This window comes from Cyclobacterium amurskyense, from assembly GCF_001050135.1.
GTDB classification, from domain to species: domain Bacteria; phylum Bacteroidota; class Bacteroidia; order Cytophagales; family Cyclobacteriaceae; genus Cyclobacterium; species Cyclobacterium amurskyense.
The window spans coordinates 5,617,706-5,632,518 of the sequence record NZ_CP012040.1; the positions used below are offsets into that span (position 1 = coordinate 5,617,706).

The following is a 14,813-nucleotide window of genomic DNA, read 5'->3' on the forward strand; positions in this document are numbered from 1 at the left end:
ATTAATACAAGATATTTGGGATTATTTGGCTGCATACAATTTTATTGAAATTGAATATAACCTTTAAATTTACAGGTCAACAATATATAAAATAAAAGATAATTTTTTGATTATTTCATATACAAAAGATATTACTAAACATTTAATCATGATTTTATATTCATCTAATAAGCCATTGACACCTTATTTCAAAGGTTAATTTCTTACAGGGTAATTGCTGCTTTATGAAACTAACTAGTTAATCAAATAAAAAATCATTAATTTTTCGCTCCTAGTAACTGTTACAGGTTACTGCCTTGGAACCTATTAGGTAAAAAGATTAGCGAATTAGTTTGCCTATAAAGAGTGATGATTTAAATACTAACCTACCTAACTAAACGATCTGAATCCATTCTAGAAGCTTCAACCCGGATATGTAATAGGATTTCCCGTAATTACGGGAAGTGTTGCAATCGCAAGAAAATCAGGCTGTTTGGAGATCTTAGCATAACACCGCTATGGTGAAATTGAAAACAGCAACGAAGTGGCTGATTTTGAAGCGATTTCAGCACGTAATAGAATGTCTATTGCATATTTCGGGTTGAAGAAACTAACAAAATTCCATCTACACTTGGAAATAAAAAAAGCAATACCCATAACGGGTATTGCCTTAAAAAAAACTTGATTTATACAGCTAAGTAATTATTCCAATGCACCTTCATTCGCTTGGAGTGACCATCCCGGATTTTGGTAAATAACTGAATTTGAAGGATCTCCACTTGTGGAAGTGATAATAAAATGCTGAATGGCTATTGGTTCCAAGTAATGAGCGGTAGCCCATTTGTAACCATCCTTCACCAAATTGGTGCCTCCAAGCATAATTCTGTAAGGAAGTAGGTAATCACTTTCATCAGGATTAGAAACATTTGGAGTCGCTGAATCATTTGTTCCTGCAGGAATCAATAAAGTTTCATTGGTCTCTTCATCCACATACCAACTTTGCATAGGCCCCCACAGTTTGAAACCTTTTGCGATATACGGATCCGATTTAAGTTGATCCAAAGCTCTCCAACGTTTCAGGTCAAAGAACCGCATGCCTTCGGCAATCAACTCATTTCTTCTTTCTCTTCTGATATTGTACAAAATTGGATCTGAAAGCATTTCTCCGGAAGAATATGCGCCCATATCCCCTTCAGCTTCTTTGCTAATAATGGTATTGGCAATGGTAAGGTTAAAGTCAGGACTAACGCCGGCTCTCACCCTTAAGGCTTCCCAATAAGCGGCGGCTTTTGCGTCAATGCTTCCATTGGCTAGGTAAGAGGCTTCAATATAGTTCAGGTATGCTTCTGCTGCTCTAAACACTATTGAACCAACGGTACCTGCTTCACCTACTGTCTGAGATGGCAAATAACTAAACCCTTTCTTTATACCGTATCCGGTTACATATTTGGTTTCTTGGTTACCAATAATTTCCGGCTCCGTTATAAGAACAGGAGATCCATCTGCATTGGTTTGGCCTATTAACCTGACTTCACCTGCATCCTTCATAAATAATTGAAGTCTGTTGTCCCTATCAGCCTTTACATCGGCAATAAAATCGTCTCCATGATATCCTGAACCCGCTGCATAGATTGGTAGTCCATTGGCCATCAAGAAGCTTTCAACAAGTCCTTTAGTGTAACCTGTATTCCCACCGTTTGAATTGATATAAGCATTGATATTGTGACGAATACCTAAGGTATGGTCATATTGTCTCCAAAGTAATACTTCATCATACTGACTCATGTCCAAGTCTCCAAACATTTTATGGTATGGATTTTCAGAGGAATCATAGCCATTATCCAGGGTATTGGTGGTCAATGAAACCTGATCAGCAACCAATTCAGCAGCTTCCATGGCTTCACCAAGAAAATAATCAATTTCTTGATCTATATCAAGGCTGAAATTAGGGTTATCACCTTCTCCAGGCCATCCAGGACCACCAGGAACATGAGCTGTACCTTTATGGTAAAGCAACCATGTGGCTTCATGCAAAGCAACCCTTGACTTGAAAGTCAATGCTGCCATTTGGTTGATTCTGTTCTTTCCTCCCGGAGGGCTTACCAATAATAGGTTGATGGCAGAATCAAGGTCAGAAATAATAAACCTCGCTACTTCGTTCCTAGGCTTTCTTTTAGAAACCTCTGTCAGGGTTTCCATATCATCAGGGAGGGTAGTTTTAACTATTGGATAATCACCTAAACTTTGCACCTTGTTAAAATACTCATAGGCCCTAAGAAAATAACCTTCTCCGATATAATGCTCCACATTGGAAGTATTACCAGAAATCCCATTGGCTTTCCAGCGAGGGACAACAGTTTCGAGGAAATAATTCATGTCCCTTATCTGTCCAAAACTCCATGAACCACCTGTCTGACTAACCCTATATTCACCAGGTATCCATCTATTACTGGCATTGGTGGTGGCTTGGTTATCTGTATGGTTGTCATAGCCAAAGGTACCTACATTCCATCCTGAATGCGTAGGAAAAGCATAATTGGCAATGGTATAAGCTGCCAAATCGGCTTCCGAGTGTAGGTAAGCTTCTGGTGTTACTACGGATAAAGGCTCTCTTTCCAGAAACTCATTACAAGACATGTTCAACAATGGCAATACCATTGCTAAGGCTATATATAATTTAGATTTTATATGTATTCTCATCACAAATTCTCTTTAGAAGTTAACATTTAGACCCAATGAATAAACAGTGGAGAAAGGATAGGTTTTACCATCATTCCAACCGGATAATCCTACTGATTCAGGATCAAATATTTTAGACATTTTAGAGAAGGTCAAAAGATTTTCTCCCGATACATAAAAGCGAGCGTTTCCTACACCAATTCTGGAAACAATTTCTGATGGGAGGCTGTAACCTATTTGCAAGTTTTTCAATCTCATATAGGCTGCACTTTGCAGAAACCTGCTTTGGGTTTGGTTATTTTTACCATTATCAAAAACAGGTCTTGGGAAGTAGGAATCAAGATTCACATCTGCCAGTCCTGCTTGTACCATTGGCGAGTTCTCGTCTCTGTAGAAATCCATGTGCTCCATAAATCCAGCTGCCTGCCACATATTTTGACCTCCGGTACCCCAGAAATAAGGGCCATTTGGCATCCAGTCTCTTTTACCCACCCCCTGGATAAAAATTCTAAAATCCCAATTTCTATATTGTCCGGAAAGATCCAGGCTGTATTTGAATCGAGGTGTGGAGTTACCTAATATTTTTCGGTCACCTGAATCTCCAAGAGTATTGCTACCTGAATTAACCGTTCCATCTCCATTTAGGTCTTTGTACATGATGTCTCCGGCCATCCAATTGGTACCTAATTGATTTTGGTTGGTCGTTTCCAAGTGCTGGTCCATTTCGGCCTGATCTTTTGCTATGCCTACAGTCTCATAACCCCAGATATTGCCACTTAACTCACCTTCATACCATTGGCTAAGGTTATATGTATCATTGGGGTATTTTGTCACTTTCATTTGATCATCTGAAAGCACACCTCTTACACTATAATTAAAATCTCCAATATTGTCTCTCCAAGTTGATTCTAACTCAAAGCCCCAAGATTTTAAATCAGCATTGTTTATTAGCGGAACACTTGTACCCAAAATCACCGGCAATTCTTGTGCAGGGCCAACCATATCTAGGGTAAGTCTAGTGAAATAATCAAAATTCACTGTTAGACGGTTGTCAAACATTCCCATATCCAAACCAATATTGTAACTTCTTACCCTTTCCCAAGTCATGAACCTACTGATAAGTCCCGGTGCAGTGGCAGTATTGGGCTTAATACCATTCACTAACCAACTTCCGGAGTTTACTGAGAAAGGCTGGGTTAGGTAAAAGGGATACCAACTTGAAGTATTCTGGTTGCCAAGCTCACCATAAGACCCCCTGATCTTTAACATTTGGATTTTGTCGTCCCAGGTCCAGAAATCTTCTCTGGCAATATTATAACCTACGGATGCGGAGTTAAACAAATTCCATCTCAAATCTTGGATAAACCGTGAAGAACCGTCATACCTTGAATTGAATTCAAAGAGGTATTTTTCTTTATAGTTATAGTTCAAACGTCCAAAGAAACCTGCGGTAGCCCAGTGGTTAAGGGCACCTGCATTTTGGAAATTGTCTGTAGCTGTGTTGATAGAAATGACAGTAGGAGTGATTAATCCTGTTCTACTTGCACTGATGTTTCTGTATTTATTCAATTCAGAATTAAAACCAGCCATCACCTTGAAGTTATGTCCTTCGCCTAAATTGAAGCTGTAATCTGAATAAATATTGCTTGTGAAAAAGTCTTCTTTTTGATTGAATTGACTAACAGCAGTATGGCCGGCTGCACTCCAGTAAACAGGTGCTGGATAGGCTTCTCCATCCACATCGTAGGCAAAAGCAGGCAGCACATTGCTGTCATTATTGGTATTGATCAACCTATAATTAATGCTGGCAATGATATTCCAGTTATCTTTAGGCGTATAAGTTAACTGACCTTGCATATAATAGAAGTCTTTCAGGTTGTTTACCCTACCTCCTGTTTTCATCTGATTGATTTCAGAAGGGTAAGAATAATATCCATTGGGATCTTTTACCGGAACCGTTGGCCATCTCCTTGCAACATTATGGTAAAAAAGATCATTTAAATGCGTGGCTTTTGTAAAGTATTCCCTCACAAACCTGTTATTGTATAAAAAGGAAACCTTGTCATTGATTTTAAGGTCAACTTTGGCAGTGATACCATATCTGTTAAAACTGTCATCAGCATGTCGGGTAAGTCCTCCTTGGTCCAGATAATTGGCTGAAACGTAGTATTTGGCATTTTCACTCCCACCATTCACACTCAAATTGTGTTCTTGACTGAAAGTCATTGATTTATATTGCTCTGCAAACCAATCAGTATTTCCATTGGATGCAGAATAATATTGCCAACGTTCTCCATTATTATCAGGAATGGTAGAAGTTTCTAGCGTACCATTTTGGTATTGAACAATGCGGTCTATGGTTTCATCGTCAAATATGGGGCTTCTTCCCGCATGGTATGCCGCTTCATTGTAATACAAAGAAAAAGTATGTGAATCCATCATGTCCGGTAAGCCTCTAGGCTGACCGAAACGGAAATTGTTGTTATAATTCACCTTTGCTTTTCCTTCTTTACCACTTTTGGTGGTTACTAAAATTACACCAAAGGCCGCTCTCGAACCATAAACTGATGCCGCTGCAGCATCTTTTAGAACGGTAATATTATCAATGTCCTGAGGATTGAGGGCATTTAAGTCTCCATCCATTCCATCAATCAAAACCAAAGGGGAAGAGGTAGAACCTTGACCAATTGTTCCTGCCCCTCTAATATTGAAATTTAGAGATTGATTCAATTCACCACCAAGACCTCCTGTTTGTAAGTTTAGTCCCGGAATAACACCTTGAAGCATTTGCCCAACATTTTGTACCGGCCTTTCTGCAATAACGGCTGCATCTATGGTGGTTACTGCCCCCGTTAGGTTAGCCTTTTTCTGCTCTCCGAAACCAACAACTACCACTTCATTTAGTGAAGAAATTTCTTCAACAAGGGTAACATTTATTACGCTTTGGGATCCTACCTTAATTTGTTGTGCTTCGTAACCTATAAAAGAAAAAACCAATTCAGCCCCTTCAGGAACACTGATGGAGTATTTTCCATCCAAATCCGTGGCCGTACCTATAGAGGTTCCAGGTATAGAAACTGTGACCCCGGGTATAGGGGCGCCGCTTTCATCAACAACCGTACCCCGAATAGCTATAGCAAATTTTTCAATTTTATTTTTTGCTAAAACCGGTGACAGTTTATTAACCTTGGACTTTTTTATTACGTATATATTCTCGTTAACCCTTTTAAAGTCATAAGGGACTATGGTCGCTAACCTTTCAAGTGCCTCTTTCAGGTTACTGGAAACACTAAGCTTAACTTTGGTTTTATCTGTCAATACGGATTGATTGTAAGCAAAAATGAAATCAGTTTGCTTTTCTAACTTACTTAGAACATCAACCAACGATTCTCCATTGGCATACAATTGAACCTGATAATCTTCCAAACTTTGGCTGGTAGAAGGCTCTGCCACCAAGGTTTGGATTCCCAACAACATGGGTAAGAAGAGTTTTAAAGTTTGTTTTGAAATACGCACAATTATCCTCAGTAAATAATTTTTCATACTTTTATAAGGTTAAATTAATAAATGTAGGTTTTAGCCGGACTCGGATAATTCCTTTTGATTTAATCCCGGAACTGTTGCAGCAGTTCCGGATCTTTTTGGTTTAAAGTCATAAAGCTTACATAGGCAGTTTCATTTAATTGATGCAACTTTTATAGTTTATAATAATCTTTCTTTCATCTACCTTTTCCCAGTCAAAATCAACTATGTTTTTTAATCCATATAGAATTGAATAGAGGCTTTTATTGGAATATGTGGAACGAATGGTGCAAGATTCACCAACGTCCCCTCTAATTTCGATTTCAATGTGGTACATGGATCCAATAGTGGCTATTACTTCTTCGAATGGAACAAAGTCAAATGACATTTTTTCAGCTTTCCAAGCTAGTTCTTCTTCTATGTCAATTTCTTCTACATGAATTTCCTTATTGAGTCGATTGATGGTTGCTTTCTGATTTGGATCTATTAAATTTAAACTTGCCCCTTTAGTGAGATCATTTGTCACGCCAACCTTTCCACTTGCAACCACCACTTCAACCAACTCCTCATTGGCAGCATTTATATTAAAGGAAGTTCCCAATACTCGCGTTAAAACACCATTGCTAACCACTTCAAATGGCTTTTTCTTATTTTTAACTACATTAAAAAAACCTTCTCCTTCCAAGATCACTTCTCTTTTGTCCCCGGCGAAGTTTATTGGAAATCGGATACGGGAATTGGTATTCAAAAATACTGTAGAACCATCTGGTAAGGTAAATGTTCCTTTCTGAGTTTGACTGGTCACTTTTTCTACCCATTCCTGATCAGCATTACTTCCTAAGCCGGAAGAAAATAAAAAATAAGTAAGGGAAAAACCTATCAATAAAACGGCTGCCCATTTAAAAATTGTCAAAGGATCAAACGAAACCTGATTGCCTTTTTTCCTTTCATCAATTTTTTGCTTGACATTGTCTTTCAATGCCAATTCCTCAGCTGGAGAAAGTGGCCAATCTATTTCTCTCCTCTGAATCAGATCAAAAATCTGTCTTATTTGATCTAGCTCTTCGGGACTAGCCTTTCCATTGGCCTGCTTCTTTAATAAAGTTAAAAATATTTCTTTGTTCATTGATTTCATGCTTGTCATAATAAAAGTAACATGAAACCGGTTTTACACTTAGTAAGTAAAAAATTTATTTAAACAATTAAGTACTTTTAATAATTTATTTATCAAACTAACTTAATATTTTTAAATTATAATTCTTAAATATTGACAAAATAAAAAATTTATTAAATTAAATAAGCAAATAATTGGTAAAAACAAAAAAATATTCCGTTCACATTTTTTTTAATAAATTTTAAGGCTTTATTCAAATGGGCTTCAACTGTGCGGATTGAAATATTCAATTGGCCTGCTATTTCTTTGTTTGAAAGTTGTTCTTCCCTACTTAAAATGAAAACTTCTCGACACTTGACGGGTAATTGGTTAATTATAATTTTTAAATTAGATACCATCTCTTTTTCTTCTAAGATCAAGTCAACCCCCAAATTATCCGGTAGATGATTAAAAAACTGTTCAAGATCAGTTGTTGGTTTTAAATCCCTAATAGCGTTCATTGCCTGAAATTTAACCGCCCTAAACAGGTAGCTCTCTAATTTTTCAATTTTATTGGATTTTGCTCTTTCCCATAATTTCACAAATACCTCTTGCACAATATCTTCACAAACAATCTGGTCCTCAAAAATTTTATAGGCATATACATAAAGCTGCTTCCAATACTTTTCGTAAATGGCATTGAATGCCTCCTCTTTTCCTTTATAAAGGAGTAAACTAAGATCTTTATCAGTTAGGTTCAATTAGCTTTATAGGATATTTTGACCGCTAAATAAAGCTATTTTTTATTTATCAAAAAAATTAAAATTTCATGAAATAAATCAAATTAAATGACTAAGTGAAAACCTATTCCAACCCCTTTCCAATAAAAAAATGGTCTTTAACACCTGATTTCAAATAAATTACCTGCTTAAAAAAAATGCGGTCTAAGCTAATTGCAATCCATATTTCACATCAATTTCAAGAATGATTAATCACCCATATACTTGTTTTTTACCTTTTCAATTTATAAACCCTGCTTTACCACCAAGAGAGTTAATATTTATCAACTATTTTTTTATTGGATGTTTTTTCGGTGTACTATAACTGGGCACCACTGGTTTGATTCCAAAATCATCAGCATATTGCATGGCTGTAACTATATCATTGACTAGAGGGAACTCGATTCCAAAATCAAACAGTTGCTTGAAAATCACAGGGTCATCGGTACCGAAATAATTGATACCAATACCTTTTTTATGAAGGCTTTTGGAATAGTTTTGAAATTCCGGGGTAATAGGGCCTTTCAATTGAATAAAATCCGCTTTCATTGCAATGGTTCCTTCTACATAGTCTAATCCTCCGGATTGCCTTTCCATATTGCAAATCAAGATTTGATCTGATACAGACCTAGCCCCTTTTGCAGCATCTTCCATTACTGCCATCACTGCCTGGTGGGTTTTGTCCATTTCCAAGATTAGGGCTGCCACCTTCTTCCCTAACGCATACCCACCTTTAAGGTGAACATTTAACCATATATTATCCGGCATCATTTCCAAAACCTCTCTTAAAACAGGTACTTTTGTCCCTGCAAATGCCTCGTCTTTCCAACTTCCTGCATCCAAACTTCTAATTTCCTTTGAATCCATCAAGGCTACTTCCCCACTTCCGTTGGTGGTTCTGTCCAAGGTCCCATCATGCATAATTATAAGTGCAGAATCCCTGCTAAACTGAACATCAAATTCAATCATCTGAGCACCCGAGGCAATGGATTGTTCAAATGCCGGAATGGTATTTTCAGGATGACTAGTCATGGCTCCCCTGTGCGCACAAAAGCCTTTGCTCGGCATTTCTACATTTTGGGCCATGGAATTTTGGAGCAGGGTTACACTCATCAATAATAATAGAATGATAAGTGCTGAAATACCTTTTCCACTAACTGCATTAATAGAAATCCTGTTAATAATTGAACTTTGTAATGGCATGTTTTCTTCTGATGAATTTAATCAAATTTCTTGTTTGCGATCAATTAACAAGGTAATTCCCTTTTCCGGAAATTTCAAACCATTAGTCCTAGTAATAAAGCCCCAAATCAAATTGATAACAGGAATTTGACAATTATTTAAACAGGATTAAGGAATTTGAGCTTGTTTTATGATTTCAACCCAAATGGAGCGGATTTGTCAGTATTGCTGCATAAAAGGCAACAATACTGACAAATCCGTGATATACTTGTTAATTCCCCAAATGGCTATGAGCCATGAGTAGGTTATTACGACCCGTTGGACCTAATGATCCAAAAAAATAGATAAGTAACTTTTTGAATTAATTCCATCACATAACCGAAGCGCTAATACAAATCTCAAGTTTAATTTAACCCGAAATATGCAATAGACAATCTATTACGTGCTGAAATCGCTTCAAAATCAGCCACTTCGTTGCTGTTTTCAATTTCACCATAGCGGTGCTATGCTAAAATATCCAAACAGCCTGATTTCCTTGCGATTGCAACACTTCCCGTAAACACGGGACAGGCTTCACCCCTGACTATTGTCAGGACGGAGAAATCCTATTACATAATCCGGGTTTAAAATAAACTACCTATCCAAACCTTTTTCCAAACCCCTCAGCTCTGCCAAGCCTTTTAATCGTCCTATTGCAGAATAACCTGGATTTGTTTGCTTGTCGAGGTCATCTAAAAGCTGATGACCATGGTCAGGTCTGTAAATGATAGGGGTATTTCGCTTATTATTCAACCTAATTAATTGTTGCATAATAGAAACCATATCTACATCTCCATCCAAATGTTCCGCTTCATAAAAATCTCCCCTATTGTTCCTTTTAACATTTCTAAGGTGTGCAAAATGAACCCTTTCTCCAACCTTAGCCAAAATATCCGGTAGATCGTTGTGTGCTCCCGCACCTAGAGATCCGGTACAAAAACAGACACCGTTGAAAGATTCCGGAACTTTATCCAGAATGTACAATAGGTCCTCATCATTAGAAGCGATCCTTGGTAAACCCAATATTGGAAATGGAGGATCATCAGGATGAATGGTCATCGTAATCCCTTCTTCTTCACAGATCTGCTGAATGGACTTTAGAAAGTAAACCAGATTATCTCTAAGTCCATCTTTCCCTATTTCCTTATAAATAGCAATACTATTCATAAGGTCTTCTTTTGTCATGCTCTTTTCAGTGGGCACACCCATGAGAATGATATCGGAAAGCTCCTTTTTCCTTTCTTCATTCATGTAAACCCACCTTTGCTTTGCTAACTCGACTACTTCATCGGAGTAGAAGCAGAAAGCATTTTTTCTTTGCAATATATACTGGTCAAAACTTGCCAAATCTGCCCAATCAAAATAAAGCGCTTTGGCTCCATTTTGAAGAACAAAAGAAAGGTCTGTTCTAGTCCAATCTAAAACGGGCATGAAATTATAGCACACAAGCTTTAGACCTGCCTTAGAAAGATTTTTTAATGTTGTCCTATAATTATCAAGGTATTTTTCACTTGCATCACTCCTTGTTTTTATGGCTTCATGAACAGGAACAGACTCTACTATGGACCATTTTAATCCTGAAGCTTCTATCAAGGATTTCCTTTCTAAAATCTCTTCCAATGGCCACACTTCTCCATGAGGAATATAATGTAAGGCAGAAACTACATCTGTAGCTCCTGCCTGTAAAATATCCTGAAGACTTACTGAATCATTGGGACCAAACCAACGCCAGCTTTGAATTAATGACATAAACTCTTTTAGTGCGAATATTTATAGAATATTTGAAGTACCATAAGGATACCTTTGTGGACGTGATAACATTGAATTGGCTTCATCGTCATTTTTGAACTTTTCTCTGACAGGATCCCAATACAGTTTCCTCGGAAGTTTCATGGCAATATGGGAAACCAAGCAAGCACTGCAAGAACGATGCGCCACTTCTACTGGAGCGATGGTTTGCTCTCTGGAGACGATGCAGTCGAGCCAGTTCTTGTGCTGTTCTTCACTTTCATAAAGATGCACCTCATCAGGCCCTATTACTGAGCTTAAGATTTTTTGATCACTGGCTTTAAAAGCATCGCTGGCTTTTCCTCCAGGCACAGGATCACTGGCTGTTACTCCCACATTTCCACGAGCAACAAAAATCCAACCTTCAGTTCCTTCAAAACGCACTCCATTAGGATAATCACCACTTACTTCCATAATGACATCATTGTCATATTTGGCTTTTACTTTAAAATCCCCATGCACAGACCATAGCCCTTCGGTGGGAAAGGAAGCTGTCGCTTCAACTTCTATTGGACCCGAATATTCTTTACCCATGGCCCAATGTGCTATATCTAAATGATGTGCACCCCATCCTGTGATCATTCCTGCGCCAAACTGTTCACAACGCAACCAACCAGGTCTAGATGTAATATCGTCCTGAGAATGCACCCTGTCTAAGGTATAAGGTACCCAAGGAGTAGAACCTAACCACATATCATAATTTAGGTTTTTAGGAATAGGCATTTCTGTAGCCGTTCCTCCTGCCGGATCTCCGGGCAAACCAATAAATATTCTTTCAACTTTCCCTATTCGTCCATTACGCACCAACTCGCAAGCCCTCTTGAATTGTGGCCAAGGATTTTGTGACCGTTGCTGACTACCCATCTGAAAGACTGCTCCTGTTCTATGGATAGTATCACTTAGCATTCTTCCTTCTTCCACTGTCAAAGAGGTAGGCTTTTGAAGATAAACGTCTTTACCTGACAAGGCAGCTTCCATGGCTGGCTGTGCATGCCAGTGATCAGGAGTACTTACAATAACTGCATCTAAATCTTTTCGAGCTATCATTTCTCGAAAATCATCGTAAACTTTCACATCTACATAGTTGGACTTTCCGGTTTTTTTCTCATAAACACCCTCGATCCATTTTTTACCTTGAGCCCCACGGTTACTATCCACATCTGCAACAGCAATTACCCGGGCAATATCATTCTTCAATGTTTCCGGCAAATCATGTGTCATGGCTATTCTACCAAAACCTACCTGACCAATATTAATCTTATTACTTGGTGCATTTTTTCCTAAAACTGATGCAGGAACAATGGTGGGAAAACCTGTTACTGCCAAAGAAGCCGCCAATGCCCCTTTACCTGTTGACTTCATAAAATTCCTTCTGGATTCATTGGTATTTTTAGCGTTTTTCATAGAAGCACTCTTTATTATTGTTCTATTGTTAATTGAATATTATTAAAATTACATTCCTTATTTAAATTGCACAGGGCTATTCCAGGCCTTAGCGTATGCTTTTGAATAATCTTTTTTTGAAACTCGACTGGCCACATAATTCATTCCTTGATAAACATGCTTTAAATAAGTAGGATCTTCATAATCCTTTTTATTATGACCCAAAGCAGTTATCCAGGCAACTCCCCCATCAAAGTCTTGGTGCCAAACTGCTGGATAATACCTATGAAAAGAAGCTGTTAACTCCTTAACTTTTTCATTTTGTTCATTGTTTAGGGAGGTTAAATCATGGGCCATTAACACCTTTATTCCTGGGTAAAGCTCCTTCATCAGGTAACATTCATCTTCTTTTTCCCAAATACCAGGCATTCCTTCCATTGAAACATGGCTTCCATCCAATTTATTAATGGCCAATTTTTGGTATTTTGGATGCCAGACAAACCTGCCTCCAATTAGCATTTTAAACCACTCCCAGTTTCTTTCCGTACCTACAACTGAATGTAGCCCTACAATTCCTCCTCCTGATTGAATGTATCTTCTAAAAGCCAATCTTTGTGCATCATTGGTAAAAACCTCATTATTAGTACTTGGGAAAACCATCAAATCAATAGATTTCAAGTTTTCTTCTGTAAAATAGTTAGGATTATCTGTTACAGTAATATTGAATTTGTATTCAACCGCCATTTTTTCAAGGCTGGCTACAGCAAAAGGAATATTGTCATGTACAAATCCTTCCCCATTTTTGGTATACACCAGGACGTTCTTGTTTTTCAAATGGTTTTTTGGTGGTTTTGCAAAAGTATCTGCAGTGCTGGCTCCTATTAACAAGGCTACAAATAATACACTAAACAAGTATTTCAATAATTCAATATTTGTCACGCTATTCAACATTATGTAATTAAGATTAAGTATTTAATAAAATTAATAGATTAATATATAGTGATGGTGATTTTAGGTTTGTGAGCAAATTGAACCCAGGCGGCTTCCGCATCCTCAGAACTTATCTTTTTTGAGGAAACCAAAAAGCGATAATTAAGTTGGTAGGATTTTCCTGCCTCCAAATGCCAATCCATATTTTTAGTTGGTGCAAAATTAGCATACATGTCTCCTCTGTCATACATGTCCTCCGGCCAAACCCTCAAAGGTTCCGGATGATTAAAATTAGAAGGATAAGACATCATCACGACTGCACCATAGTCCTCATCCAACTCCCCCTGAACAATGCACCATCTGGCCAAACTACCATCGGCCGATTTCCTATCCAAGCCTTCTGATGTAATGACTTCACTATTATAACGGTCCCATTTTTCAGTAGTTCGCCATCCTAGACTTCCATACCTGTATTCTTCCAAAACAACGCCCTCATCAGGGGATGTATTTAATACTATATTTATATCTGCCAGATAGTAATCATTGTCTTTTTCCAATGCAAAGATCCGAGTACCTTGTACCTCTGTCATGGCTACCTCAGGCACCTCTCTGTTCTTTAAAACAACATGTTCATGGAGGGCTTTGTAATCAGCAAAAACAGGGCCTGATGTCCTATTAATAAAATTGGCAAACCTCACTGTGCCTTGCCTTTCCTTTAAATTCCAAAAATCAATAAGTTCATTTTTATAAGTTACTCTGGTCCACGGGTTCCAAAGTCCATAATGGTGGTAATGGTCAGAAGGTTGAATTCTGGTTAAGGCCTTCCCTGTTGGCGTCCACATAGGATGTACAAAGCCACTTCGGGCATAAGCACTGTCTATGCCTTCAGGAGGATAGGCCATTCCATTATTGTATTGCCATAAATTTTTTCCGTGTTTCTTAATAACCAAACTGTTTTCATTAACCTCTAGGGCTAAAAAATTTGGCGTTTTTTCTGTTTCCGATTTTCTATGCAATTCAAATACTCGAACAGGTTTCTCACTATCAGATTGAGGAGCAATCATCCAATAAAGCGTTCTTCCGTTTAAATTGTCTATTTGAAATGGGACTTGAATGGATTTACCTGAAGTAATATCTACCAAGCTTAATAAGGTATCTGACAATGGGGTAATTGAGGAAAGATCTACAGATACAGGATAGCTGAATCTGGATATTATATCCACATCAACTTTTATTTCAGCTATTTTTTGGGCTACGACTGAAAATGACATTGAAAAACCTATGATTAGACAAATGAGTCCTTTAAATTTCATTTTTATTTTTTTTGAAACGATATTACAAAAATCATTTTCCGTAAACATATTAATATATTTATTTCAATACAACCGATTTCATAAAATTTTATATTCATTTTAACTCAAAATCTCCTCTTAAAAAAT

At 37.6% G+C, this 14,813-nt stretch carries 9 protein-coding genes; all 9 read right to left on the bottom strand.

Annotated features, from left to right (window positions below; genetic code table 11):
* Window positions 1-681: 681 nt before the first annotated feature.
* The 9 genes from CA2015_RS22355 to CA2015_RS22395 all read right to left on the bottom strand — a co-directional run bounded on the left by CA2015_RS22355 (window position 682) and on the right by CA2015_RS22395 (window position 14,687).
* Window positions 682-2,679: a RagB/SusD family nutrient uptake outer membrane protein gene (locus CA2015_RS22355; RefSeq protein WP_048643909.1), complete on the bottom strand. Its 1,998-nt coding sequence runs from the start codon at window positions 2,677-2,679 to the stop codon at window positions 682-684.
* 12 nt (window positions 2,680-2,691) lie between these two features.
* Complete coding sequence (locus CA2015_RS22360) at window positions 2,692-6,201, bottom strand: SusC/RagA family TonB-linked outer membrane protein (RefSeq protein WP_048643910.1); 3,510 nt, start codon at window positions 6,199-6,201, stop codon at window positions 2,692-2,694.
* A 136-nt stretch (window positions 6,202-6,337) separates the two neighbouring features.
* Complete coding sequence (locus CA2015_RS22365) at window positions 6,338-7,306, bottom strand: FecR family protein (protein ID WP_048643911.1); 969 nt, start codon at window positions 7,304-7,306, stop codon at window positions 6,338-6,340.
* 161 nt (window positions 7,307-7,467) lie between these two features.
* A complete protein-coding gene (locus CA2015_RS22370) occupies window positions 7,468-8,034 on the bottom strand; it encodes an RNA polymerase sigma-70 factor (RefSeq protein WP_048643912.1) in 567 nt (188 codons plus the stop codon).
* Between the two features lie 306 nt (window positions 8,035-8,340).
* Complete coding sequence (locus CA2015_RS22375; RefSeq protein WP_048643913.1) at window positions 8,341-9,255, bottom strand: glycerophosphodiester phosphodiesterase; 915 nt, start codon at window positions 9,253-9,255, stop codon at window positions 8,341-8,343.
* 612 nt (window positions 9,256-9,867) lie between these two features.
* Window positions 9,868-11,022, bottom strand: a complete 1,155-nt coding sequence (gene uxuA / locus CA2015_RS22380; RefSeq protein WP_048643914.1) for a mannonate dehydratase — start codon at window positions 11,020-11,022, stop codon at window positions 9,868-9,870.
* A gap of 21 nt (window positions 11,023-11,043) precedes the next feature.
* Complete coding sequence (locus CA2015_RS22385; RefSeq protein ID WP_048643915.1) at window positions 11,044-12,465, bottom strand: Gfo/Idh/MocA family protein; 1,422 nt, start codon at window positions 12,463-12,465, stop codon at window positions 11,044-11,046.
* A 57-nt stretch (window positions 12,466-12,522) separates the two neighbouring features.
* Window positions 12,523-13,395 (bottom strand): ThuA domain-containing protein, encoded by an 873-nt coding sequence (locus tag CA2015_RS22390; RefSeq protein WP_048643916.1) that lies wholly within the window; start codon window positions 13,393-13,395, stop codon window positions 12,523-12,525.
* Between the two features lie 38 nt (window positions 13,396-13,433).
* Window positions 13,434-14,687: a DUF6807 domain-containing protein gene (locus CA2015_RS22395; RefSeq protein ID WP_048644699.1), complete on the bottom strand. Its 1,254-nt coding sequence runs from the start codon at window positions 14,685-14,687 to the stop codon at window positions 13,434-13,436.
* Window positions 14,688-14,813 lie beyond the last annotated feature (126 nt).

Excerpts from the sequence above, each read along its gene's own strand:
- CA2015_RS22395 (WP_048644699.1), bottom strand. The coding sequence starts at position 14,687 with ATGAAATTTAAAGGACTCATTTGTCTAATCATAGGTTTTTCAATGTCA.
- CA2015_RS22355 (WP_048643909.1), bottom strand. The coding sequence starts at position 2,679 with ATGAGAATACATATAAAATCTAAATTATATATAGCCTTAGCAATGGTA.
- CA2015_RS22385 (WP_048643915.1), bottom strand. The coding sequence starts at position 12,465 with ATGAAAAACGCTAAAAATACCAATGAATCCAGAAGGAATTTTATGAAG.
- uxuA (WP_048643914.1), bottom strand. The coding sequence starts at position 11,022 with ATGTCATTAATTCAAAGCTGGCGTTGGTTTGGTCCCAATGATTCAGTA.
- CA2015_RS22360 (WP_048643910.1), bottom strand. The coding sequence starts at position 6,201 with ATGAAAAATTATTTACTGAGGATAATTGTGCGTATTTCAAAACAAACT.
- CA2015_RS22390 (WP_048643916.1), bottom strand. The coding sequence starts at position 13,395 with ATGTTGAATAGCGTGACAAATATTGAATTATTGAAATACTTGTTTAGT.
- CA2015_RS22365 (WP_048643911.1), bottom strand. The coding sequence starts at position 7,306 with ATGAACAAAGAAATATTTTTAACTTTATTAAAGAAGCAGGCCAATGGA.
- CA2015_RS22375 (WP_048643913.1), bottom strand. The coding sequence starts at position 9,255 with ATGCCATTACAAAGTTCAATTATTAACAGGATTTCTATTAATGCAGTT.